Genomic DNA, 24,623 nt, shown 5'->3' with positions numbered 1-24,623 from the left:
AAGCTACCGTTTTTTCAGAAACCCCATGGGTATACTAATTGTAACACCTGATCCAGATGGTTCGAAGAAGAAGGGAGACGGAAGAAAATTGTCCAAGAAACTTGTGAAGGCCATTCAATCCAATGCCCTTCCCCTGCATGAAGAATCTACATTTGATGCAATCCTTGAGGCAATTGGAGATGCCGAAATCGTGTTGCTTGGAGAGGCATCGCACGGGACATCGGATTTTTATGAAGTTCGGACAGATCTGACGAAGCGGTTGATTCAAGAAAAGGGGTTCACTATTATAGCGGTCGAGGGAGATTGGCCGTCTGCACAGGATGTCAATCAGTACATCAAGGGGTACGACACGCAAGGAAAGGACACGGCTGAACTGCTGAAGGAGGCATTTCATCGTTGGCCGACGTGGATGTGGGCGAATGAGGAAATTGAAGCGCTTGTGAACTGGTTGAAGGAAGAGAACGATAAGCGGCAATCGGAGCAAAGAGTCGGTTTTTACGGTATTGATTTATATAGCTTATATGAATCGATTGATGAAGTGTTGAATTTTTTAAAAGAAAATCCATCTTTCGGGGTGGATTTGGACCTGGCAAAAAAGGCTTTCTCCTGCTTCGAGCCATATAACCGCATGCCTGAGCACTATGCGATTTCAACCTCTCATTTTTCAGATGAATGCATTCAAGAAGTATCAGAATTACTCGCTTCCATCCGGAGTAATGCTTCCCGCTATGGTGAAGGGCAGGAGCGAGACCTTAATCTTGCCATGAATGCCTTGGTTGCCAAAAATGCCGAATGGTATTACCGGGCGATGATGAAGGAAGACGCGATTTCTTGGAATGTCCGGGATGTCCATATGGTGGAAGCAATCAAGAAACTCAAAGATTACCACGGAGACGGAGCGAAAATCATCGTCTGGGAACATAACACCCATATTGGGGACGCCTCCGAAACGTCGATGAAGCGAGAGGACATGATCAATGTCGGCCAATTGGTCCGGGAGCAGTATGGAAAGGACAACACGTACGCCATCGGATTTGGCACCTATGCTGGAACAGTCATTGCAGCTGCAAACTGGGGCGATCCATTCCGGCGAATGACCGTGCCACCCGCTCCCTTCAATACGTGGGAAGGTCAGCTCCACGCGGCGGGGGAAGAAGACAAAGTCCTTCTATTCAATGAAGAAAACCGTCCTTTATTTCACGAGTGGATCGGCCACCGCGCCATCGGAGTCGTCTACCACCCGGAATTCAAGGCATATGGCAACTACGTTTCATCTCGTGTCAGCCATCGTTATGACGCCTTCATCTTTATTGACCAAACAACTGCGTTGCGGCCGCTTTGAGGTGACTTGACGGAACTGTCAGGGCGCAGCCATTCTGTCCGTCTGCTATCCCGAACAAAAAAAACGCCTGTCCTCTTTCATCGAGCGGCAGGCGTATTACTTGATTTTGAAACTTCGGTAAATGAAAAATCCCAAGGAACCGAACAGGACGACAAGGAAAACGGCCATATCCCAAGCTCCCCCGCCAAGATAGCGGCCAAAAGCGTTCTCAATGATTTTCCAAGTCAAGTAGGAAATGAATAGAAGCGATTCATTTTTCATGACATTCACGAGCCATATTGAATTGCGGTACAATCGAGGTGCATTCTCCTCAGTCAACCCTTGGTAATTATGGGTTTCGGGATGCTTTTCGACGAAGGACAGTATAATCCATAAGAAAGCGCCAATTCCCGCCAACAGGAACAGGAATCCTTTATGTCCCCAACCGTCGATTTCTCCGGTGACATAATAATGCATCGGTACTTCTTCGGGCAAGGCAGGCCACGAAAATATACCGTAGATGACAACCGCCAGAAATACCCCCATTGTAACCCGGTCGAACCAACGCTGGCCTGCTGACCTTGGGATATCCAACTTCGGTGGATTGATCATCGGCCTCCCCCTAGCCAAGATTTTTCATAAATGCAAATTCTGTTTCCGATCCGCAATACCTGCGGGCTATTTCGAAAGATCGGTAACCTTAATATTAGCCAGCAATGCCCGGCAACCTTCCGTAACGAGATCGTACGTCTCTTGGAAATCCCCTGTATAATAAGGGTCGGGGACATCGATCCGATTTTCGGTCAAATCAAGCAAGCGCAAAATTTTAGGGTGATCCGGCTGTCCAAGCATACGCCGGATCTCCTCGATATTGCTCCCGTCCATCCCGATAATGTAATCGAATTTCTCAAAATCCGCCTTATCCAGTTGACGTCCTTTCATTCCTTCTGTCGAAATGTTGTATTCTTTTAATTTGCCAATCGTCCCGGCATGCGGAGGCTTGCCGATATGCCAAGAACTAGTGGCAGCAGAATCCACCGAAATTACATCCTCCAAGTTTTCCTTCCGTACTAGCTCCCGGAAAACGGCTTCGGCCATAGGCGATCGGCAAATATTGCCGAGACAAACGAATAATACATGACTCATCAGTAGCACCTCATTATCTATATTTTATTGTCTATTATCCATCCGAGAAGATTTGACTTTCTTTTCCACGTAAATTAAAAACGATTTCTGGGTAGTTTAGGGATAGCGTAAAAAAAATGAATGGAGGAGTAATAGAAATGAATGAAAATCCTCGTGTCAATCATGGACGCTCATTAGCAATCAAAGCGAGCTTGATCTTTCCGGTCGTTTGGATTGTACTATCCCTCATATACGGCGTTTCTTTTTTTGATTCCACTTTATTGGGTGTTGCCGTTTTACTCGTTTCGTATGTAGCCGGCGATATGATGATTTTGCCAAGAATGGGAAATGGAGCAGCTACGTTCGGCGATCTGGTCATCGGTTTTTTTCTTTTATGGATTGGACTCCTACTATTAGGATATGATAATTCATTGGGTGAAGCCTTGCTGACCGGCTCCCTCATTACATTGGGAGAATACTTCTACCACGCCTGGCTTCTACGGACACAATATACTCATAATCATGTCTGAATAAATTACTCCGAAAGCCATTCGTCGGCATTCGGGGTTTTTTATCCCTCTGAAGGTCCTTTGGATTTCCCCTAATTTCTCCAACGGATGAAGGATTATTTCCTCCATCCACTTCCATTGACAATCAACCTACATACTGATATAATGAAATTTTGTAAGGATAATCATTTGAATTCTGGCTTCCAACGAACTGTTTTTAAGCATACTTATTCACACTGGCGCGACTAAAGGGTCGCAAGGACGCAAAAGTAGGTAGGGTTTGCGTTGCTTAGGTTAGAAGACACCCAGTGGAACAATGACCGCGGCAATGTGAGTTTATACTTTCATCGGTAAACGATCCCCGAATCATCGGGTTGAAAAATAACTTCAAAACTTCAAATTCCTTATGTAAATAAAGGGGTGTCTTCCTAGGAGGACACCCCTTTTTCCAATAAACTCAATGTTACTGCTAATCATAACAAAAAGGGCTATTCCCTGCCAGTAAACGAGTTTTTCAGTTCTCGATTTTTTCGACTTGAAGCCTGCCTTCCGGATCCACAGATATCCGCTGCGCGTCCCCCCATGTCAATTCAAGCGGGAATGTGGCGGCCCGTGATTGCGAGAAGTACCAAGTGCGACCAGGCGGTACCAGTACGAGGTACCAATCCTCCCGGCCGAGGAAGTTCAAGCCGTTGGGGTCCACCTCAGTTCCTTTCCGGAGAGGAATGCCCTCATCCATCAACCGTTCGCCGGCATCCGTGACAAAAGGTGTTACGATTCCGATTTCACTTATATTAAGAAAGGATTCCTTCGTCAGATCGCCGAACAAATCGCGCTTCCGGCGGCCGATTAATTCCACGATGTTGCCGGCCGGGTCCTCAAAATACATGGAGTCCGCGTCAAACCCCGAAAAGTAGACTTCATCACGCCCGCTATCCCGGTTCAACGTGACCCGTTCGGTGATCCAATACTTCATCATTGAAAATTGGTTTCCCGGAATATTGATGGCGAAGTGATAATAGGCAGGCAGCTCCGATTGCTTAAATGTCAAATGAGAAGTCCCGACTCGTACCGTGAACTGCTCATCCGCCGTTTCCGTTACATCCAAACCAAGCACAAATCCATAAAATCGTCTCAACGACTTCAAGCGATCCGTATAGAGCGTCGCCGACTGGATCACCTACTCGCCCCCTTCTTCTGCCTGCGCAGTGAATTAACTGACTAGTTTAAGTATACGACAAGACGGCCTATGCTTCTAGATTTCACTGCATTTACAGAAAAATCCCAAGACCATGTACATAATGGCTTGGGATTTCCATTATTAAATCATCTTCGAAAAATGGCAACGAGTTCGATTGGCCAAACGGATGGCAGTCTCTGCTTGCCAAACAAGGCACGGGTTCATTTAGTCCAATTTAACCCGAATGATTTGACCAGTATTAGCATCCACTTTCACTTCATATTTCAATCCGTTCGCGGTTCGGATATCGATTTCATAGACCAAATGACCATCGTCATTATCCAATTCGGCTTTCACGACGTTGCCGGGAACGCGCTGCAGCGCAATGGATACAGCTTGTTCCAACGAAATCCTCCGATACCGCGGGTGTTGCCAATGACCTTCCCAATTCAAATTTCCGTTTGACATACTTTCCCCTCCCCATTCATCCAATCCCTTTCATTTTATGTGCCGAAGATGGGAAGAGTGATTTGTGAGGGGCTCCAGAAGTATCCACGTCGGCCCCTCTGCAATCAAATCAATTGATTTTATTCCTTTTTACCCTATTCTGATAAATAAAAGGAGTGGAACCGACTTATGCCTAATCTGGACCATGAAATCAAAACCTATCTCCGTCAAATGGACCGCAGTTTTTACATGGATGAGCTAAAAGAGTTCGCCTCGTACGATGAACCGATTCCGATCGGTCATGAACAGACCATTTCTCAACCTTCTCTAGTCTTGGATATGACATTGGCCTTAGATTTGCAACGCGATTCCAAAGTGCTGGAAATTGGAACAGGCTCCGGTTTCCAAACCGCTGTGCTCGCTGCCTTTGCTGAAACCGTCTATACGATTGAGCGTATTGAAGCGCTTCATTCCCGTGCGAAAGAACGGCTGCATGAAGCCGGATTTTCCAATATTCATTTCAAGCTGGATGATGGCAGTGTGGGCTGGCCGGAAAACGCGACGTATGACCGCATCATGGTGACGGCTGCTGCCGTGGAAGTGCCTGCTGAACTGCTGGAGCAGCTAGCTCCCAACGGGAAAATGGTCATCCCGGTAGGAACCTCTTTCCTGCAGGAACTTCTCCTTATTACGAAAGATGCCAAAGGAAATATTCAAAAAGAAGTGATCGATCAAGTTCGGTTTGTCCCGCTCAAAGGAAAATATGAATACTAAAAAAATTGCCCACCTCCTCCCCCTGAAAAAGTTTGCATGTTTAATAGAAATGCACAACGGGAAGAAGATTACCAGCACCACGAATACTAAATCTTAGAGGAGGAATTCACGATGGCAAAAGACAACAACAACAGAAAAATGACGGTGGAAGAAGCAGGTCGTAAAGGCGGCGAGTTTTACGAAGAAATTGGACGCAAAGGCGGAGAAGCCACTTCCCGAAATCATGACCGTGAATTCTACGAAGAGATTGGACGTAAAGGTGGAGAAGCTCGTGCTCGCCAAAACGACAGCGATGACAACGATGGTAAAATGAGCAAAGAAGAGGCGGGCCGCAAAGGCGGAGAAGCACGGGCAAGACAACGGAAGAACGACTAATTCAACGTCCGGAAGGCCCTCTTAGCAGGGCCTTTTTCCATGCTTTTCAGGTTCTTTTCCAATCCCTTCGGTGAAATGACTACCTTTTTATCCTAAGTTCAGTTTTCATTTTCCTGACTACCTTGTTCCAATAAAAAGCGTTTCACTTCAAATAGGTCGTTTGTGCAAGCCAGTGTCTTGGCAGCATTCAGCACCGCCCGATCTTCGGCGTCGATATAGTCCGTTAACGGAATCATATTGAAAAACTTCTTCCATGGATGGCGCTTTTCCAGTTCCTTCACTTCCCTCTGTATGTCGTCTGAAATGATTTCATTGACTATGAAGAAAGTCTCATTCAATCGGACATCGGGAAAACGACGCTCCAGCATTTTCACCTGTTCAGCATCCCAATCCTCTCTCATCATCCATGTTGTACTCCCCACATTACCGGCCGTGTCCATTACCTCATCCGTCCATTTTTCATATTGCTCGTCGGATATCTCTATTTTTGAAATGATGGCGACATTAAAAAACTTTGAATGTGCTTGTAATTCCTTTTTCTTGTTAAACACGGCTCTCCTCCTCATTCATATTGTGTAGCTCCCATCAGCTAAAAACGAAAAAAGACAGGTTGAAACTCACCCTGTCTTCGAAAGTTTTCATTTTAAAAAAGGGAAAAAGTGTTCCAGTGTAAGAATGATGGCAACGACAGCTGCAATTTCAAACAGTGTGCGCCCTACATTCGGTTTCCGTTTGTCTTTTTCCCAGAAATGATTTTTGATAATCATGACGCCGGAAATGACAATCACAAGTTGAATCGGTCCCATTCCAAACCTCCTGGCCTACTGGACGGCGATTGTCCACATCCACTCGCCTTATTTCACTTCCCATTTATGTGGAGCGACCACACCTTCGGGACTTACTACGAAACGTACCCGTCTTGGCCATTCCTCTCCATCTTCGCTAATGTAGAGAATGATTTCCTTCGATCCGACCGCCGGCACCGAAGTCCCGATAATTTCGCCCCATATTGGTACACGTGATTGAATTTCATAAGAAGCGACGCCTTTCCCAATCGATCCGGCTGTCGGAGCTTTCTTGTTTATGAGGTCCGCTGCCATGTTCACGCCCGGAACTTTGCCAAGCACTTTCATCATGCCGAGCGTTCCATACAAATTGGCTACCGCTTGCGTTGTTTTTCCGGCATAGTAATTGAATTTCCCTTGCTCTGCACCTTGTGTGTAGTAATGCAGTTGCGGGTTATCTTTGAACAGGATGAATTGGCCGTCTTGCACCGTATACCTGACTTCATACCCAAACAGGTCGATTGAGTCGGTTTCCACGCCCAGTGCATTATAATTTACAGGAACACCGGTGCTAATGACATGTTTTCCATTATCACTTTGCCATTTGATATTTCCTTGCGCAAGTTCTTCTACTGTTTTATCGACTGCGGTAATTCTTTCTTGTGCCGTAGAGTCCGCCGCCGCCTTTTTCAACCCTTGCAGATCTTCCAGATTGAAATAGCCGTTCCCGACTTCCTCTTTCTTTTCGCCGGACGCCAGCGTGCCTCCGACAGGCGTCGTACGGTGATCCATAACGACTTGCAACGGCGTCTTGGCGGCATATGTGGCCCACTGATCGACCGGAAATGAAATGTCCGTCAGATTGTCTTCCATCAGCGACTGAATATCCATCAACCAAAGCTCCATCGTCAACAAATCGGATTCCACACTTGCTAACGAATCCGTTTGAGTCGAATCGAACATATTCAGATCGGCAATCGTACGGTCCCGGCGTTTTTTCGCAGTATCGATCCCACTTTGGACATCGCTGTCATTGAATTGAGGGAGAGCGACTATATCAGCCACTTTGGCTGTGATGGCATTCGCTTCATCCGTCAAACCGGTGGTCAGTTGAGAGATATCCGTAAGAGCCTCTTCCACATCCCCTTCCAAGAAACTTTCTTGAATATAACCGTCCGGGTTCGGTTCCAATGCATCCAGCGCTGCGTTCATCTGGGTCAAAACGCTATAGAAATTGCTTTTAAATAGCTGCAAGAACTGTAGGAGCGGGAGATGACATTCCTGATAATAGGAGCGAATGGCACTTCCGCCTTTCCCTTTTAATGCGTCGTCCATGCCGACCAGTTTCTGGACTGCCATATCAATTTGTTGGATTTCACCTTCCAGTCGGTCAAGCATCTCCAGATTTTTTTGCAAGCCATCGGAGAAAGTACTCACTGTCAATATTTTCATAGAATTGCACTCCTTTGGCCATGTGTGGTCGGAGTACCTCCAGTGATGCCTGTGCCGATGGTTTCATCCGAGGCGAGAATGAATTCGACCGAGTTCTCTGTCGTTTGTATATTTTTAAGCAATAGCGTCTTGTAGTTAGTTAACAATGTCTCCAGTTGGGATTGCAAATTGGTTAATTTAGTAACGACGTCCAGCTGATTTTGAGAGATCGGGGGAACCGCCTTCGGGTCAATCCCCTCCGCCGCGCTGGTCATTTCACCGAGCTGGTTTTCCACCTCGGCATATATGACTTTCATTTCTGTCATGGTGAAGCCTCCTTTCATTTTGGTTACGACTGCGCAGAAGCTGCCGCCTGTTCTGCCAGCAACCGATCAATCGTCGCTTGAATACTTGCAATTTCCGCTTGAAGAGCTGCTATTTTAGCTGTTATGGCATCGAACACCTTCGTGAATTGCTCGCCCGACAGCTCCAAGTAGGAAGCATGTATGTCCGCATCCCGGATCTCATCAAAATCGGAAGCATGGTTCCCATGCCATGTCGTCAGTGTCAAATCAGGTTCCAGGCATTTCCCTTCATTTTCCCGGAATTCGCCTTGCTTGCTCTCCAAGTTTGACTGACAAGCTTGCAGCCGTGCCACCTCATTCAATTTCTTCGCTTTTAACGCAATATAAAAGCCTATCATGAGTGACTCCCCCTTTTCCTCTCCTCCGCGGGAGATGCTTGAATGATTTTCGGTATGAAAACGGTGAATAACACAACGACCCCAATAACAATTAACAGGACAAAGATGATCGTTCGCCCGCTGTGATCCGCTGAACGTTCTTGGAACGTATTTGGATGACCATCTATTCCATTGCGTATCGGCACTTCTTTTGTAAATAAACCAATTTCCTTCGACTTGGCGGCAACAGTGCTCCTCTCGCTGCGTCCCGCTTCCCGGAACAGAGAAGTGGTGTCGCCGCGGGCGGGCAGCTTTCGGGTTCCATCGAACTGGACGTTGAATTGTTTCACGGGGATCGTATTCTTCATTTCAATCTTTCCTGCATCATGTAGATAATCGGTGTTCTTTTTAAACTGCAATTTGTTATACAAGACCGGTTCCAAGTCCTTGATGGTTTCATCAGAATTCGTAAGACCAGGCTTTGGAAAAATAAACCACCCAAGCGCAGCCAATAGAAGTACGATCCTCATACGCTTTCTTTTCATACCGTTATTCCACCGTGGAAGTTTCATTTATTCGGGGTCGATTGAGAAAATAGGAAATTGCTAACATAGCGCATGCAATAACGCCAACAATGGTTGCACCCCACCCGAATAGGGTTTCCGGCTCATACTTGATGGATATGAACACTTTGGAGACAACGTCTGGAATCCGGATTTCTGGTACACCTAGGACAAGCATTGGAATAACATACAGTGCCATGAGCACCATGGCGGCCATCCAACCGACTGTCGGGCTGATGTCGAGCGCCGTCCGGATTAGCGCCGCGCCTGCCAGCAATAATAACACGGTAAATATAGTCCACTCAATTGCTCTATCATCCCGCAAAATATACATATTGACGCTATATAAACTGATGATCAAACCAACGAGCACAGAAAGCAGAACCGTTATTCCTAAACTTACGCGGGTTCCTGTCCCCTCAGTAAAACGGTGTGTGAAGAAACCGATGAATAGACTGCTGATCAACAAGATTATGAAAAGAATCAGAGGCGGCACTTTTTTCATTTCATCCGCCAGTAATGCTTCTCCCCGTACTTCCAATGGATTGACGAGGTAATTGAATACGTATCCGTTCTCTTGTCCATCCACGTAGGTGTTGGCGAGATAATTTTGAATGTCATCCTGGAACTCGGACATCTCATTCAGATTTGTTTGCCATTTGTCGCTAAAGATGGCGGATGTGTCTTTTAATTCATTCGCTTTCCCATACAAGTCCGCCGCGTAATGGACCAATCCGTCCTGGCGTTCGGACAAGGATGCCATCTGGCTGCTTAAAGACACTATTTGGGAGCTGATATTTTGTTGACCTCCAACCACTTGGCCTTCTCCGACAGCCTGGACCGGCTCCCCTTCTGTCGATTGGAGTTGAGCTAAAAGGGCTGCCGCTTGCTCATTGATCGAATCCAGGTCATCCTGCAACGCCTTATGTTGTTCTTCCATGGATTGCTCATAACCGGACATGATCGCTGCGAAGGAAGAGCTTAAGTTACCCATACCAAGTTCGGTCTGAGGGAGGCTTTCGCCAACTGTGCTCCAGCCTGTGAGCTCTTCTTCACTGATTTTAACGGCATGTTCCAATAGATCTTTTACCACTTTGTCTTGAAGTAATTCGTTTTTCATCGTTCCCCGTTGGCGCTCATTGAGCATGAACTCGTATTGGTCCAGTTTCGCATAATAGGACATGAGGGAAGCGGTCTCCGCGGAGGCCGGACTTTGATGGAACAGTTTCTTGAATTGTTCTTGTTCGACAGCTGACAAAGCCGGATTTTTCAGTAATGCTTCTTCTTTCAAATGGATTGCATACCGGATAGCGGTTTGATCTGATGACGTATTTTCTAACATGGACTGATAAGTGTTGAGCTTCCCGGCCAATGTCTCAAATGAAGTATAGAGTTCATGATATTCATTAGCTGCTGTCCGGAAATCACCGATATCCGTGCTAGCCATTTCGTTCAAAGACTGGGCTTTCGCTGTCATCGAGTCATTCAACGTTTTAAATTCCGTTTCCAATTGGGAAAGATCCGCTGCGAGCTGCATACCTAGTTCATCATCGCCCACTGTCGTTTTCAGCGATGCCAACGTTGCTAACAGATTTTGTATTTTTTGTTGTTCATCGGCCATGTCGGGAATGGTCCGGTTGGCCTTTTCTTGCGCTTTCGCGAGCAAATCACTTTGGATTGCCTGCCACTCTTTTTGATATGGCAAGCCATTGATGTTTGCGGAAGAAAGTCCCTGCGAACCTCCTCTCTTCCCCTGTTCCAACTCTTTTTCCAACCGATTGAAAAGCGAATAGTTATATCGATCGATAGCCGTCCCGTGCACCGCAAGCAATTCGTCCACTTGACGATCGATTTGCTGTTGACGCAGTTCGGCTAACGCAATCAGCTTTTCTTTATTCTCAACAATCGCTTCATTCACTTCTGTAATTTTCGAATTCAGTTCCTCATTATTTTCTTCCAAGGCGAGGAGGGATTCGTTGAATCGCTGTGCTTGTGCGGCAGCCGCACTCTGTATCTTCTCTAAGCTATCGCTTTGCACTTGAAGAAGGATTTGCTTTTGTTCGCTTTGGAAGTTTTTATACTGTTCGACATAGGAAACAAATTCATTCAATTCCGAGCCGAACGTTTCTGCATCCTGAATATGCGAATCATGGGCTTCCCCCGCATTCCCAATGATGGAGCGCAGTCCTTCCATCTGCTCTTTCTGCTGTTTCATCTTTTCCGCGAATGCCTCGGAGCCCGGCTTGTAATAGGTGGACATCGCATCGAGGAATTCAGTCTCTTTCGTCAAGATGTTATCGAATTCCTTTTTGATATGGTCCATTTCCAGCGCAACATAACTCCAATACAATGTGGATATTTTGTCATTCACCCGATTGGTGGCTTCTTTGATTTCATTCAGCACCTTCTCCTTTTGCGCGCCATCCTTCTGACGTTGCACTTGGTAGGAGAACTCCGCTTTTTGCGGATTTTGCTGGTCGTAGGACATGATCCGTTCCGAGAAATCAGAAGGGATGTAGACGATGGCTTCGTATTGGTTCGACTTCAGTCCATTTGCCGCAGCTCCACGTCCCATCACTATCCATTCATAAGGCGAATTATCGGATAGGATCGAAACGACTTCCTGTCCCATCTCGATCGACTCCCCATCCCGGGCATCCCCGAGGTCTTCATTCACAATTGCGATGATCCGCTGTTGATGTCCGTTCATATGGAGGAGACTGCCGCCCATCAACTGAAAAAACACGATGGGGATCGCGAGAATCAACAGCACGCCAGCTATCAATTCAATCTTTTTTCTTCTATTGCTTTTCATTGCACAATCTTCCTCTCCAACTTGCATAAAGGTGTGAGCACTTTTTGATCATATCCGTTCAAGACATAGTGGACATAGCCCAGCGGTAATTCCGGCTCTTTCCGTTCATACGGCAGAGTGTACAATGTCTGCTCTGATTTTCTCATGAAGAGGAGAGCTTGCCGTATGAGTTTCAACTCATTGGTGAATGTGTCATACCCTTTCGTGATTTCCGCATTGGTGATGGATACGATGATATTCAATCCTAAATGCGTGTATTTCTTCATCAGCTTGGCTAGCCGGTCCTGGATGCCGATGTCGACAGTTTGCAAAAATCTCGTATAGCCGTCGATGATGAAAAACGATGGCAGAATCGTATTCGGCTTGCCATTTCGGAGATTCTCCAAATAGATTGCCTCTGTACGTTCAAAGTACAACTCCACCACTTGCAGCCAATCGATCAACTGCTCTTTCGATTCCAAGTAATCTACATCGTCATCCTTGCCAAACTCCGCCAATCCCCGGTCAAACGAATCGAAAATGCCGATGAAGCCTTTCTCTTGTTTGGCCAATTGATGGAGCAACAGCTTCAACAAATTGGTTTTCCCGCGTTGCGGCTGTCCAATAAGCAAGCAATGATTGGTCTTTGTGAAATCCAGAAGGACTGGTTGCACGGAATCTTCATCCAAGCCGATGGGAAGTTGCCCGACTGGTACAGGTCGGTTTATATAGTCGAAGAAATTATTTGTCGTCAACTCAAGCGGCAACATCGGAATCGGCTCGGCCTCCGGATAATCGCGATATTTCGCTTTGGTGGCCTGGACAGCTTCCCTCACCGATTCGAGGACGTCCCAATCGGTTTCTCCTTGAGCCGGCAAGTATAGCTGTGAAAAATAGGCTTCTTCTTTTTTGATGACTGCCCTGCCCGAAAATGGTTCCAATTCAAACGGCAGGCGTCCAACAATTCCATACGCTTCCGATGGATCCATCAGATAATGGACAATTTTCGTTTTGAGGTTATTCATGAGCGATTGACGGACGGATTGCGCTCTTGTCGCCCCGACAAATATGTAAATGCCGAGCGACTGTCCATCGCGGCCGAATTGGTTCATCAGCATTTCGGTCTCTTCCATCTCTTCCCGCACAATATCGTAGTTGTCAATGACGAGGTACCATAATGGAAACGGCTCGGAGGCCACTTCGTTATACATGCTGATATGACTGACTTCCGCTTGCTGGAATGCCCGTTTCCGCTTGGCGATTTCGTCCGTGATCCGCTTGATCAGTTTATGGCGTTTCAGATCTTCCCCTAACGTGAAATAATCCGCCGTGTGAGGAAGTTGACGCAATGGCAATAAAGAGCCGTTACCATAATCCAAAATATAAAAATGAGCTTTCTCAGGAGATAGCCTCTCTCCGATACCAAGCAGCAACGTCAACAACGAATACGATTTTCCGTAGCCCGGAGAACCGAACACGCCGACATTTCCGTCTTCCATTACACGATAGCTGATCGGCGACTGACTTTGCTTTTCAGCTTCATCGATCATCCCAATTGGAACTTCGAATGGATTAGTGTCTGCCTCCGCTTTCCTCTCAATCCGCAAAGCAAGCGGCGGCAGCCACGGGCTCGATAACTTCCGGATCCCAAGTTCTTCTTGGGTTTGAACGATCCGATCGGTGACGACCTCGATTTCAGTGATTTTGGATTTATTGCGGTCGGACCGGGTTTGGATACCGGATAGCGGGTACAAACCAAGATCCGTCACAATGGCGACTTCATCTTCCCCTTCAAAGGTCTCTTCCATGTAAGAGGCCCGGCTCCAAGCAGATTGGAAGTATTCATACACTTCGTTATTGCCGACTTGCAAATAGCCCCGGCCGGTCACTGTGATGGAAGCCGCGTCATTATTTTTCAAGATTTCTTTACTGTCCGATTCATCTTGCACTTTCAAGGCGACCCGGAACCGCGCGTTGCTCCAAATCTGCTCATCGATGACACCGCCCGGCTTTTGCGTCGCCAAAATGAGATGGACGCCCAAGCTCCGGCCGATCCGTGCCGTACTGACCAGCTCCCGGATGAACTCCGGCTCTTCGCTTTTCAACTCCGCAAATTCGTCTGAAATGAGAAGCAGATGCGGCATCGGCTCCGGCGTCTTCCCTTCTTTATACAGCGTCGTATAGTGATCGATATGCGAAACACCGTACCGATCAAACAGGATCTGCCTGCGCTTCAATTCACTGTTGATGGAAGCGAGCGCGCGCATACTGAAGTTTTTGCTGCCTTCGATATTGGTGATCGTCCCAAGTAAATGCGGGATTTTCCTGAATGGCTGGGCCATCCCTCCGCCCTTATAGTCAATTAATAAAAAAGCGACCTCATGCGGATGAAAATTGACAGCAAGTGATAAGATCAGTGTTTGCAAGAATTCACTCTTCCCGGAACCGGTCGTTCCAGCAAGGAGTCCGTGGGGACCATGTGCTTTTTCATGGAGATTTAATTCCACCACATCCGAATTCCCTTTGAACCCGATCGGCACCGCCATCGATTTCGCCGATTCGTTCGTCATCCACAAGTAGTCAATCGGCAATTGTTCGACTTCTTTGACGCCGTACAATTCCAGAAAGCTGACCATTTTCGGGATGGAACTGACCATTCCGACTTGATGGTTCAAAGTCTTTAACATCCTGGCGAACCGCTCATTCGTTCCGTCCTCCACTGCATCTAGCCGGAATGGCACACGGACTGCCCTTTTCGCGTCCATAATCATTTCGCCTTCCCGCTCATTCAAATAGCGGACGAGCGTCTTGGCGTTCTCCGGGATCCGTTCTTGGGCGGACGCTGTGAAGATGACGGAAATACCAAGTTCCTCTAAGTTTTTCCCTTCCAAATATTCCAGGATGATATGCTCTGCAATCAATTGATAATCTGATACGACAAAAACTAGATGCGGGGAAAAGATCACTTTTCCTTTATTCTCATCCAAGTCCCGCTCCCGGATCATTTCATAAAGCGAGGACAATAGCTGATCCCGCGTCTGCTCATTATGAATAAACCCTTTTGCATGCATATGAGGCAACGTGAAGTGAGGCAGCCACTTCATCCACTTCACTTTCGGATAATCGGCATGTTTAAAAATATAGATAAACCGCATGTCGTGGTAGCTATGGAAAAAAGCGAGCTGCCCAAGCAGTTGGTTCAGCTCTTTGCGGAGTATCGACTCTTTTCCGATCAACCCGATCGTGCCTTTAGCCAAACCAGCCGTGATCGGGGCGTTGGCAATTTCCTTGAATGCAGACTCCATCTTCTGTGACTGCTCCAATAAGTCATCCGTTTCCCGATTCGCCAAATCCCCTGAAGACATGGAAATGTGATAGCTGGACGGGACGGAACCTGTTCCAAGCCGAAACTCCAACGTGTCATGACTATCCAACGTTTTCTCCCAAATGCGGCCGGATAATTGGCCCGTCATATGTTTCATCTGTTCAAAAGAGGGATAATGAAAATCGAGGACATCCTTTTGTTTTTTGGATAAGGCATACAGTTCTTCCCGCATATTTTGCAAATACGCTGTATAGACACGCTTCCTCTTTTCCTCGCTTTGTTTCCGTCTTTTTTTATCATTGAAATATTGAAAGGTGGACGTTATTAGCGTGACTGTGAACATCGTGATGGAAATGATGATGAAAATGCCACGTGGTATTAAAATCGCCACTAACCCCAAGACAATGAGCATGACAAGGGGAGGCGCCACAATAAGCCATAACCCCCTGCCCAAATGATCATTCTCCTGGGTCGGAAACGTCAAGTTCACTTTGTCATCCGGCAGTTCATATATCATGCGAGGCGTTCTTCGGTACTCGGGATAGAGATCCGCCATCTCGGATTTCGGCAACTCGAATTCGGGAAGGACAGTTTGATAAGAACCGACTGATCGGATAGCCAGCACGTCCTCTTCAAGCAACCGGATCTCCATCGTTTCCCATTGCACAACTTCGCCTAGCTCCAAAATCGGATGGCCTTCCAACTGTTCCCCATTTCGATACAATTGGGAATCCCCGCCCATTTCAATGCGCCAGCCCGACGACGTCTTCAAAAGAGAGAAAGAACCTCCTGGGCGATCGGGAAATCCATGATCTAAAAGATGACAGATGGCAAGATCATTCCGACAATCGAACGAAATCTCCTTTTCAAACCCTATAAAATACGACTTTTCACGGGATATGGCGGAGGTCAAATAAAGATCCAGCACTCTCCCTTTCCGGAGAATCGACACCTTTTCTTCTTTCTTCAGAACACCTAACAGCTCCCCGTTTTCCCGGATGACAAATCCATCCTTCCCTTCCTCCATTACTATGGGGCCGCGGGGAAAGGGAAAAGTCAGCATCGTCACGTCATCCTCGACGGAAGGACCGATTGTCAATCGTTTGAAGTCGTATTCATTGACCTGGATCCTCTGGGAATGCCGATCATAAAACAGCCAAAGCTCCAACAAAGCACTCACCTACTTTCCTATGTAATCCACCGATTCCGGTGTTTCTATGTTTAGTTATTCTTTTGGGGGTGTTGCTTCTTTTTCTTTCACAGGAGCCGTTTTTTCTTCAGCAGGCTTCGTCTTGTCCTCGCTCGGCTTTTCATCTGCTGGCGTTGGTGCCTTGCTCGGTGGATCCTCTTTTGCCGGCTGTGTCACTTCTGGCTTTTCATCCACGGAAGGCTTGTTCTGTTCCGTTTCCAATTGTTGTTGCGATTCGGCTTCTTGTTCCATCAACTTCTCATATTCTTCGACCTCGCGATCGATCTCCTCTAACAGCCGTTGTTTTTCCTCACCTGTCAACTCTTTCTCCGCCAAGATCTCTTCGCGCCTTTTCAATAAGCCGTACACAATCAATTCGCCGTCCTCCATCGACCTTGCCAAATCGACCGCCTGTTCTGCATCGGCCCGCCCAATATGGATCCAATATTTCAAATAATCCGCATCGGTTTGGAGCGTGATATTAGACAGCACATTCCGTTTCTGCTCTTCATCCAATCGCTCGTTTGTCACGTACGAATAAGCCGCTTCATATAACACGACATATGGCATCTTTTTCACGCTCTGTGGTTCCAGGATGGTTACAACTTCACTGTAACGATGACTTAAGAATTGCTGATGACTGGACAAATATGCTTCATTCGTCGGTTTTTCGTAAATAAAATAATGAAACAGGAATATAAGTGCGGGTGTTAATAAAACACCGAGGGCGAATGCAGTAATTTTCCAAGTCTTCCATTTCTTCTTCGGTATCTGTACGTAAAGTTTCTCTTGTTGCTCAAGCGATTCGATCTGCTCTTTGCAATACGTTTTTAATTCATGGGGATTGGTTGCGGAAAGAATTGCAGATTCTGTTTCACTCAAATTCAAGGCGTCTGCATATTTAATATACTCATCAAACGTTTTGGACCCATCTATGGCAGATGCCACGGAAGCTTTCGTCTCCAGCCAGACCCGATCGGGATCTTTTTCGGAAGGCGGCAATCCGTCCATCACCCCGTAATGGATGAAAAACGGCTTCATTCCCGTGTTATACACGATGTTGTCCGGACAGACAACTAGCGTCAGGCGATCATGGGGATGGCCTTCCGCCTTCTCAATGAGTTGGTGGGCAAAGATCCATCTTGTTTTCATATCTTCCTTCCGAAGAGTATCGAATGTACGGAAGGTCGGTGGAATGGTTGCCGTGATGATCAATTCATCCTCAGTCGTCCGAATGACTTTTGGGATGTCAGAATCCACTTCTCGGAGAAATTCGACCACGGCCTGATTTTTCAAGCCGATCCTTTCTCTTTGAAAAGCCATTATAATTTGGTTGTCTTCTCGAAGAAATTCGGTATCTACTATACTTTCAAAATAGGAACTGATCTTTTTGGACATCTCGATTTCCCCTTTAAATAATTTCTAGCCGGTCTCCGGTCGTGATGCCGCATTCAGCTAACGTGAGATATCCCGGAAATATGGTGTTTTTATTGACGACCCGGATCCAATGCCCTTCCCGTTGTCTTTCAGAAATCGATCGCGCTTGCCATGCAATATCGATCATTTTCTTAATCGAATGGAAATTGGATAGCCTCAAGTCAAATTCTTCAGCATCATAATGGGTCAGGTCAATGGTGACTTCTATGTACATGGTGGCACCCTCCTCCAAGGAAAGAAGCGCCTTCCACTAGGAAAGAAAGACGCTTCTGAATACGAAACCTATGGATTGAATTCAGCCGCGAATTTGACTTGCTACTTGCTGATCCGCATCTTGCAATGCTTCACCCGCACGGTTCAACTGAAGTCCGATTTCACTTAACAGCTCTCTCATTTCATTGAAATGCGGCTTGAGGCGTTCATATTGCTCCGCGAAGGCGACACTGGAAGCCCCTTCCCAAACAGATTGCAATTCACCGATCATGCCATCGAGACGACCGATTTGTGATGCGACTTCTCCTGATTCATGATTATAACGATTGGCCATTGCTGTGAGCTCTGCCGGTGTAACGCGAATGATTCCTGACATGCTTCATCTCTCCATTTCATTAATGTTTTTATAAAATAACTGCTTGGAAGGATCAACCTTCGCTACAGATATTTCCGAAAAAATCTGAAACTATGAAAAAGGTTCTACATGTAATGAATAGCATACCGACATTTTCGTTGTCAAAAGAAGTAAAAAATCAAGATAAAATAGATAGGTATAAGGTTACCGAGGTTTTAGTCATCCTTACCTTGCATCGATCAAAAAAGGAGGGTACTGACAATGAGTCCCAGGCGAAAAATAAGCATTAAATTATAGAAAAAACCTAAGATGCTAGGATTTTGGCTCTTTCGATTCATTTATCGACTTTTATTTTGAAGAAATTGGATATGCTATTTGCAACCTCGACTGGAGACTGCAATTCAGGACGATTATGGGAAAAGAATGTTACAATCGGCTACAGTGCAGAAATGCGGATAGTATGGATTCTATAAAAATAAATGATAGGTAAGTTACAGGAGGTTCGGAAAATGGAGATTGGCATTAGTACCTTTGTAGAAACGACGCCTGATACGAAAACTGGGCAAACGATTAGTCATGCAGAACGGATACGTGAAGTGGTAGAGGAAATCGTCCTAGCGGATGAGGTCGGATTGGATGTATTTGGTGTGGGAGAACATCACCGGAAGGATTATGCCGCGTCTTCCCCGGCAGTCATCTTGGCAGCTGCGGCATCCCGTACAAAGCGGATCCGTCTGACTAGTGCGGTGACAGTCCTTTCTTCGGCAGATCCCGTCCGAGTATTTCAAGACTTTGCGACTTTAGACGGTATTTCAGAAGGGCGTGCGGAAATTATGGCGGGGCGTGGATCGTTCATTGAATCGTTTCCGCTATTTGGCTATGATTTGCAGGATTATAATGAACTGTTTGACGAGAAGCTCGATTTATTATTAAAACTGCAGTCGGAAGAAATTGTGAATTGGACAGGTAAACACCGACCTTCCATTCCAAACCGTGGTGTGTATCCGCGGCCCGTTCAGACACCGTTGCCGATTTGGATAGGAAGTGGCGGCACGCCTCAATCGGTCGTTCGAGCGGGACAATTGGGGCTGCCCCTTGTGTTGGCCATTATAGGTGGCCGTCCTCTGCAATTCGCTCCGCTTGTCAAGTTATATAAACAAGCGGCAGCACGTGCAGGGCATGATGTGTCGAAATTGCCGATCGCTTCCCATTCCCACGGATTTGTGGCGGAAACCGACGTTGTGGCGGGAGACAAGTTTTTCCCCTCCACCCAATATGCGATGAACGTCATAGGCAGGGAGCGTGGTTGGGGCCATTATGATCGGGCTGCATTCGATGCCGCCCGCAGCTTGGAGGGCGCACTCTACGTCGGTGATTCCGATACCGTAGCTGAGAAAATCATTCATCTCCGGAAAAACGTCGGCATAACGAGATTTCTACTCCATACGCCGCTTGGATCCATGCCGCATGAGGACGTGTTAAACGCCATTAGGCTGCTCGGGACGGAAGTGGCTCCCAAAGTTCGGGAACAAGTTGCCGAGTGGGAAGCGGAGTTATAAATGAAACAGCCCTTCGAATTGTTCGGGGGCCGTTCTTTATGGGAGCCCTTTGTTTTCATAGAAAAGTAGGAAAAATTGAACGATCTATTAGAATCACTTCAGGTTATTTGATGATTTTATTCATAAAACCCAAAATACAGGGAACTTTATGTTGGGAACTTGAATTTTTCAATGAAGGGAGGAAACGTCACTTGGTGAAAATCGCTGTTGAACAGCCATATGAAGACGTCATGGCCGCACTGCAAGCAAAAGGATATGAAGTGAAGATGTTTAGTACGGACGAAGAGGTGACTGGGTATGACCTTGGAATCGTGCGCGCCATTAACGAAGGGAATACCCATGAGTTCAATTTTCCGGTCATCACGATGAAAGGCAGATCCATTGATGATGTCATGCAGGCGGTAGAAGAAAAGGTAAACCTTCTGCAATGAGTCGAGTAGGAAAAAACAGAATCTACGGCAATCGCCTAGATTCTGTTTTTTTAGGGTAGTATTACTTATTTTCTTCCTGCATCCGCTTCAAATAGGCCGCTGATTCTCCTTTTGGGATGCTTAAGCTTTTCCAATCGTCACCTTTGATCTGCTTCCCGATGAACAGGATCTGCCCGATATGCGTGGCATAATGTGCGAGCTGCCTTTCAATTGCATCCAGTACTGAATGTTGTTCCCCGCGAATGCGAACCGGCTTCAATAAATCTTTCGGACCTAGACTTCTCACCGTTTCGAAAAAAGTTTTCCAACCACGGTCCCATCGCACCATTAATTCTTCACGGGACAGACGATGGTCCAGAAATTCCCCTTCCCGGTTCCGGTCCGACTTTTCCCCGTCGGACGTCAGGAAGTCTGTCCATCGGGAAATCATATTTCCGCTCATATGCTGGATGATGATTGCAATGCTGTTGGAAGCATGATGTAAGGTCCAATGAAAATCCTCCTCTTCCAATTGGGCGAACGTCTTCTCTCCCTGTTCTTTCAAAATTGCAAAACGCTCCTGCATGACTCGTAAGTATTCAGTTTCTACTGACATGATGGTAAACTCCCTCCTTTTGCTCCGTTTCTATTCACAAACAGAACATATCTTTCTATTCATTATATAGATTGTTTAAAAGTTTAACACGTCACCTGTAATGAAAAAAGGAAGTAACCGTCTCCCCTTTAAAAAGGTGTGACAGTTACTTCCCGCTTGATCGACCATTTAAATGGTCAATATTTTAGTACCACCGATTCCGACAGGTTGCCCTGTTTCTGCAATTCGGTCGCTGATTCGAGCCAAAAGCATCTTTTCTGCGGTTTCGTGACGTCCCTCGAACATGGTCCGTACGACGGCGATTGCGTGTCGTCTTTCGGAATTGATCCGTACGACGGCGAGTGCGCGTTGTCCCTCGAACTCGGTCTGTGCGACGACGATTGTGCGTCGTCCTTCGAACTCGGTCCGTGCGGTGGCGTTTGCGTGTCGTCCCTCGAACCCGGTCTGTCCGACGGCGTTTGTGCGTCGTCCCCCGAACTCGGTCCGTGCGATGGCGATTGCGTGTCGTCCCTCGAACTCGGTCCGTGCGACAGCGATTGCGCGTCGTCCCCCGAACTCGGTCCGTGCGATGGCGATTGCGTGTCGTCCCTCGAACTCGGTCTGTCCGACGGCGTTTGTTCGTTATCCCTCGAACTCGGTCCGTGCGACAGCGATTGCGTGTCGTCCCTCGAACCCGGTCTGTCCGACGGTGTTTGTTCGTTATCCCTCGAACTTGGTCCGTGCGACAGCTATTGCGTGTCGTCCCTAGAACTCGGTCCGTGCGATGGCGTTTGCGTGTCGTCCCTCGAACCCGGTCTGTCCGACGGCGTTTGTTCGTTATCCCTCGAACTCGGTCCGTGCGACGGCGATTGCGTGACGTAAAACGAATTCTGTCTCCGCAGCATCCATGCGATGTGGTTCGGCGAACACGGCTTGTGCGTTTGCGGTTACGGAACGTCGCTAGGACTCTGTCTGTAGTTCTCCGTTTTCTACTCGTGACTCTTCTGTTGCTGCGAGTGTCTTGGAACATAAAATCTTTCAGCCCTAAATGATTCGCCTTTTCTACCGCTCTGCTAATTTCATCCTGAAAAAATAATGACATGAGTATCCCTCCTCTCCTTTTACTGAGAGAAAGTATTAGTAGTGAATGGCTCCGCATTGTTACTTTATTTCCCTCATCTTAAGGTACGTCGCTAGAAGGATAGGAGTAGAGTGAAGAGCACAATCCATACCGAATATTGTTATGTAAACTTCCTTTGCTGCCATTCATAGAAATAGAGTAATGGACAAAGGAGTGGTCATATCATGGAGATTGGGAAGAAACTGCCTGAATATCGACTTTTTATTCATCCAAAAGACGTTAAAGAACTTCGTAGTGATATTTGGAATGATGATCCTGTTTCGGCGAAACTTACAATAGACGGGAAAAAGTTTGAAGTCGATCTTGCCTATCGCGGCTCTCACATTCGGGATTTTCCGAAGAAATCATTTACTGTATCCTTCTACAAACCACCCATGTATCGAAATGCGAAGGTATTTCATTTAAATGCGGAATTCAAAGATCCCTCATTAATACGAAATAAACTGTCATTTGATTTCTTCCATGATATCGGTTGTTTGGCACCCCAGGCACGGTTTATCTTTTTAAAACTGAATGGAAAAAACGAAGGGGTTTATTTGGAATTAGAATCAGTTGATGATCATTTCCTGACTAATCGAAAGTTGCCACTAGGTCCTATTTTTTATGCGGTTGACGGAGATGCTAATTTTTCATTAATGAGTGATTTGGATAAAGAAGTGAAGAAATCACTTTCCGTTGGATATGAACAAAAAAGCGGGGTAATAGAAGACGAATTTCATTTACAAAAAATGATTATGCAAATCAATACGATTCCAAGGGAGGACTTCGAAAAGGAAATTGTACAATATATGAATGTAGATAAATACTTACGCTGGCTTGCTGGGGTGGTCCTCACGCAAAACTTCGACGGATTTGTCCATAATTATGCACTGTATCAAAACCGCGAAACGGGACAATACGAAATCATTCCTTGGGACTATGATGCGACTTGGGGCAGGGACGTAAACGGAGAGGAAATGCGAAGTGATTATTTACGAATGGAAGGGTTCAATACGCTGACAGCCAGAATCCTCGATTGTCAAACCTATCGCCGTCAATATAAAAAACTCCTGGAAGAAATTTTGCACAATCAGTTCACTTTGGCCTATCTACAACCAAAAATAGAAAGTATGTATCGGTTCATTCGGCCCTATCTATTAATGGATCCTTACAAAAGAGAGAGCATCGATTTCTTTGACCAAGAACCCGAGTATATATACCGCTTCATCGAAGCACGGGCAGCTTATATTACAAGTAAATTAAACCTTCTTGATTAAGGCTGTTTTTGGTTTCAAACAAAATAGTGCCGTACATTAAATTACTAATAACCGGGTATGCAAGAATAGAAGGAGGTTTTTTGATGAAAAAACTAAGCAAATGGTCTTCTGTAGTGGCCTGCTCCTTTTTATTAATGGCTTGTGCAGATGACAAGGATCAAGCACCTACTGTGGAAGAAAACCAATCCGGAGTGGAACAGTCACAGGAAGAATCAGCTCAAGCTAATGATGCCACCCAACAGCCGGCAGCTCAATCCGTGAATGAAACCCAGGTACAGACAGAAGCTTCCGATCAAGAAGAGATGCAGCAAAAGATGGAGGAACTGCAGTACGTGGAATTTGAACTGGAAGTCGAGTATGCGGATCATATGGAATACGAGGTTGAACTCGAAAAGAAAAAGGACGGCTCCATTAAAGCAGGAATGGAAGACTCCTTGAATGGTGTTGAGAAAGAAGGGATTGGTGCGTTCAATGAGTTGTTCCCGCTGGTAAAACAATTGACGATTACACAGCAGACCGACAAGGAACAAGCCATCACCGATACACTTTCCATTTTTAATTTACCAACCGACTATGTTAAATTCGATCTGGAAATCAGGTTCAAAGACGGGACAAAAATTGAATTCAAAGATATTCGATAAGGTTCCTGAAACAATCGTGTTTGTCCAAACAAACACGATTGTTTCAATAAATGATTGTTTCTATAACTCCATAAGAATAGTCATTAAAATGCCCAAAATCATGCCGACGAAGACGGTAACTGTGTAAAGGAACCAACGCTTCAAGTACTCATCCTCTCGCTATCTCATTTATTCAATGTATTAAAATGCAGCGCAAATTATGTGAGGTTCAAAGCAAACCAACAGCTCCCCACTTTCAATTGAAAATGGACGGGACACAAGGTATACTAGGAGTAGCGTTTGAATAAAATAAAATGACCGTCCAATGGTGTCGCATTGAACGGCCATGCAATAGCAGGTTCCCGTCAAGGGGATCGGCAGCAAGCGGAAATAATCCATCCTACTGAGCCGTTAACTCAAGGATGGATTATTTTTTATGGTGAAATGACAATACGGAAACAAGCAACGCTCCGAACGTAAACAGAAGCATGAACGCCTCAAATACTGTCATACAACCACCTCCCTTCAACGGGAAAT

25 protein-coding genes are annotated in these 24,623 nt (G+C 46.2%); 8 read left to right on the top strand and 17 right to left on the bottom strand.

The window, feature by feature from the left end; translation table 11 throughout:
• Positions 1-88: 88 nt before the first annotated feature.
• Positions 89-1,342, top strand: a complete 1,254-nt coding sequence (locus tag AB1K83_RS11780) for an erythromycin esterase family protein (RefSeq protein WP_413058388.1) — start codon at positions 89-91, stop codon at positions 1,340-1,342.
• A 96-nt stretch (positions 1,343-1,438) separates the two neighbouring features.
• Here AB1K83_RS11780 and AB1K83_RS11775 read toward each other — a convergent pair whose 3' ends face one another.
• Both AB1K83_RS11775 and AB1K83_RS11770 read right to left on the bottom strand, forming a co-directional pair.
• Positions 1,439-1,933 (bottom strand): DUF1648 domain-containing protein, encoded by a 495-nt coding sequence (locus AB1K83_RS11775; protein WP_413058387.1) that lies wholly within the window; start codon positions 1,931-1,933, stop codon positions 1,439-1,441.
• A gap of 66 nt (positions 1,934-1,999) precedes the next feature.
• Entirely contained in the window at positions 2,000-2,467 is a 468-nt protein-coding gene (locus AB1K83_RS11770; protein ID WP_413058386.1) for a low molecular weight protein-tyrosine-phosphatase, read from the bottom strand.
• A gap of 137 nt (positions 2,468-2,604) precedes the next feature.
• Here AB1K83_RS11770 and AB1K83_RS11765 point away from each other — a divergent pair, with 137 nt between their 5' ends.
• Positions 2,605-2,976: a DUF2512 family protein gene (locus AB1K83_RS11765; protein WP_413058385.1), complete on the top strand. Its 372-nt coding sequence runs from the start codon at positions 2,605-2,607 to the stop codon at positions 2,974-2,976.
• A gap of 493 nt (positions 2,977-3,469) precedes the next feature.
• Here AB1K83_RS11765 and AB1K83_RS11760 read toward each other — a convergent pair whose 3' ends face one another.
• Both AB1K83_RS11760 and AB1K83_RS11755 read right to left on the bottom strand, forming a co-directional pair.
• The gene (locus AB1K83_RS11760) at positions 3,470-4,135 is read right to left on the bottom strand and encodes a hypothetical protein (RefSeq protein WP_413058384.1); all 666 of its coding nucleotides are present in this window, start codon (positions 4,133-4,135) and stop codon (positions 3,470-3,472) included.
• Between the two features lie 225 nt (positions 4,136-4,360).
• A complete protein-coding gene (locus AB1K83_RS11755) occupies positions 4,361-4,603 on the bottom strand; it encodes a PepSY domain-containing protein (RefSeq protein WP_413058383.1) in 243 nt (80 codons plus the stop codon).
• Between the two features lie 168 nt (positions 4,604-4,771).
• Between AB1K83_RS11755 and AB1K83_RS11750 the strand changes: the two genes are divergently transcribed.
• Complete coding sequence (locus AB1K83_RS11750; protein ID WP_413058382.1) at positions 4,772-5,356, top strand: protein-L-isoaspartate(D-aspartate) O-methyltransferase; 585 nt, start codon at positions 4,772-4,774, stop codon at positions 5,354-5,356.
• Between the two features lie 111 nt (positions 5,357-5,467).
• Positions 5,468-5,731, top strand: a complete 264-nt coding sequence (locus AB1K83_RS11745; protein WP_413058381.1) for a KGG domain-containing protein — start codon at positions 5,468-5,470, stop codon at positions 5,729-5,731.
• A 98-nt stretch (positions 5,732-5,829) separates the two neighbouring features.
• Here the strand turns inward: AB1K83_RS11745 and AB1K83_RS11740 are convergent, their stop codons facing one another.
• From AB1K83_RS11740 to AB1K83_RS11690, 11 genes are all read right to left on the bottom strand, one after another.
• Complete coding sequence (locus AB1K83_RS11740; RefSeq protein WP_413058380.1) at positions 5,830-6,282, bottom strand: hypothetical protein; 453 nt, start codon at positions 6,280-6,282, stop codon at positions 5,830-5,832.
• A gap of 87 nt (positions 6,283-6,369) precedes the next feature.
• The gene (locus AB1K83_RS11735) at positions 6,370-6,537 is read right to left on the bottom strand and encodes a hypothetical protein (RefSeq protein ID WP_413058379.1); all 168 of its coding nucleotides are present in this window, start codon (positions 6,535-6,537) and stop codon (positions 6,370-6,372) included.
• Positions 6,538-6,585: 48 nt separating this feature from the next.
• Positions 6,586-7,968 (bottom strand): ribonuclease YeeF family protein, encoded by a 1,383-nt coding sequence (locus AB1K83_RS11730; protein ID WP_413058378.1) that lies wholly within the window; start codon positions 7,966-7,968, stop codon positions 6,586-6,588.
• Positions 7,965-8,273 carry a YwqI/YxiC family protein gene (locus AB1K83_RS11725; protein ID WP_413058377.1) on the bottom strand — a complete coding sequence of 103 codons (309 nt, stop codon included), beginning with the start codon at positions 8,271-8,273 and terminating at the stop codon, positions 7,965-7,967. Before AB1K83_RS11725 ends, AB1K83_RS11730 begins: the two co-directional genes overlap by 4 nt.
• A gap of 23 nt (positions 8,274-8,296) precedes the next feature.
• Positions 8,297-8,650, bottom strand: a complete 354-nt coding sequence (locus AB1K83_RS11720; protein WP_413058376.1) for a DUF5082 family protein — start codon at positions 8,648-8,650, stop codon at positions 8,297-8,299.
• On the bottom strand, positions 8,647-9,174 hold the full coding sequence (locus AB1K83_RS11715) for a type VII secretion EssA family protein (RefSeq protein WP_413058375.1): 528 nt from the start codon (positions 9,172-9,174) through the stop codon (positions 8,647-8,649). The genes AB1K83_RS11720 and AB1K83_RS11715 overlap by 4 nt, the downstream gene beginning before the upstream one ends.
• Before the next feature lie 4 nt (positions 9,175-9,178).
• Complete coding sequence (gene esaA, locus AB1K83_RS11710; protein WP_413058374.1) at positions 9,179-12,007, bottom strand: type VII secretion protein EsaA; 2,829 nt, start codon at positions 12,005-12,007, stop codon at positions 9,179-9,181.
• Positions 12,004-16,482 carry a type VII secretion protein EssC gene (essC, locus tag AB1K83_RS11705; RefSeq protein WP_413058373.1) on the bottom strand — a complete coding sequence of 1,493 codons (4,479 nt, stop codon included), beginning with the start codon at positions 16,480-16,482 and terminating at the stop codon, positions 12,004-12,006. The genes esaA and essC overlap by 4 nt, the downstream gene beginning before the upstream one ends.
• A gap of 54 nt (positions 16,483-16,536) precedes the next feature.
• On the bottom strand, positions 16,537-17,898 hold the full coding sequence (gene essB / locus AB1K83_RS11700; protein ID WP_413058372.1) for a type VII secretion protein EssB: 1,362 nt from the start codon (positions 17,896-17,898) through the stop codon (positions 16,537-16,539).
• A 13-nt stretch (positions 17,899-17,911) separates the two neighbouring features.
• On the bottom strand, positions 17,912-18,151 hold the full coding sequence (locus AB1K83_RS11695; protein WP_413058371.1) for an EsaB/YukD family protein: 240 nt from the start codon (positions 18,149-18,151) through the stop codon (positions 17,912-17,914).
• 81 nt (positions 18,152-18,232) lie between these two features.
• Positions 18,233-18,526, bottom strand: coding sequence for a WXG100 family type VII secretion target (locus AB1K83_RS11690; protein WP_413058370.1), 294 nt, complete (start codon positions 18,524-18,526; stop codon positions 18,233-18,235).
• Between the two features lie 488 nt (positions 18,527-19,014).
• Between AB1K83_RS11690 and AB1K83_RS11685 the strand changes: the two genes are divergently transcribed.
• Positions 19,015-20,064 (top strand): LLM class flavin-dependent oxidoreductase, encoded by a 1,050-nt coding sequence (locus AB1K83_RS11685; protein WP_413058369.1) that lies wholly within the window; start codon positions 19,015-19,017, stop codon positions 20,062-20,064.
• Between the two features lie 194 nt (positions 20,065-20,258).
• Positions 20,259-20,495, top strand: coding sequence for a YkuS family protein (locus tag AB1K83_RS11680; RefSeq protein WP_413058495.1), 237 nt, complete (start codon positions 20,259-20,261; stop codon positions 20,493-20,495).
• Between the two features lie 61 nt (positions 20,496-20,556).
• On the opposite strand, the gene AB1K83_RS11675 is transcribed toward AB1K83_RS11680, so the two are convergent.
• The gene (locus AB1K83_RS11675) at positions 20,557-21,090 is read right to left on the bottom strand and encodes a DUF1572 family protein (protein WP_413058368.1); all 534 of its coding nucleotides are present in this window, start codon (positions 21,088-21,090) and stop codon (positions 20,557-20,559) included.
• A 1,284-nt stretch (positions 21,091-22,374) separates the two neighbouring features.
• On the opposite strand from AB1K83_RS11675, the gene AB1K83_RS11670 reads away from it, so the two are divergent.
• Both AB1K83_RS11670 and AB1K83_RS11665 read left to right on the top strand, forming a co-directional pair.
• The gene (locus AB1K83_RS11670; RefSeq protein ID WP_413058367.1) at positions 22,375-23,466 is read left to right on the top strand and encodes a CotH kinase family protein; all 1,092 of its coding nucleotides are present in this window, start codon (positions 22,375-22,377) and stop codon (positions 23,464-23,466) included.
• A gap of 83 nt (positions 23,467-23,549) precedes the next feature.
• On the top strand, positions 23,550-24,107 hold the full coding sequence (locus AB1K83_RS11665) for a YusW family protein (RefSeq protein ID WP_413058366.1): 558 nt from the start codon (positions 23,550-23,552) through the stop codon (positions 24,105-24,107).
• Between the two features lie 406 nt (positions 24,108-24,513).
• Here AB1K83_RS11665 and AB1K83_RS11660 read toward each other — a convergent pair whose 3' ends face one another.
• Positions 24,514-24,597 carry a putative holin-like toxin gene (locus AB1K83_RS11660; RefSeq protein WP_413058494.1) on the bottom strand — a complete coding sequence of 28 codons (84 nt, stop codon included), beginning with the start codon at positions 24,595-24,597 and terminating at the stop codon, positions 24,514-24,516.
• Positions 24,598-24,623: the final 26 nt, after the last annotated feature.

It is taken from the genome of Sporosarcina sp. 179-K 3D1 HS, assembly GCF_047228905.1.
Classification (GTDB): domain Bacteria; phylum Bacillota; class Bacilli; order Bacillales_A; family Planococcaceae; genus Sporosarcina.
The sequence above is the reverse complement of the archived record's forward strand: the minus strand, read 5'-3'. Positions and strand labels throughout refer to the sequence as shown.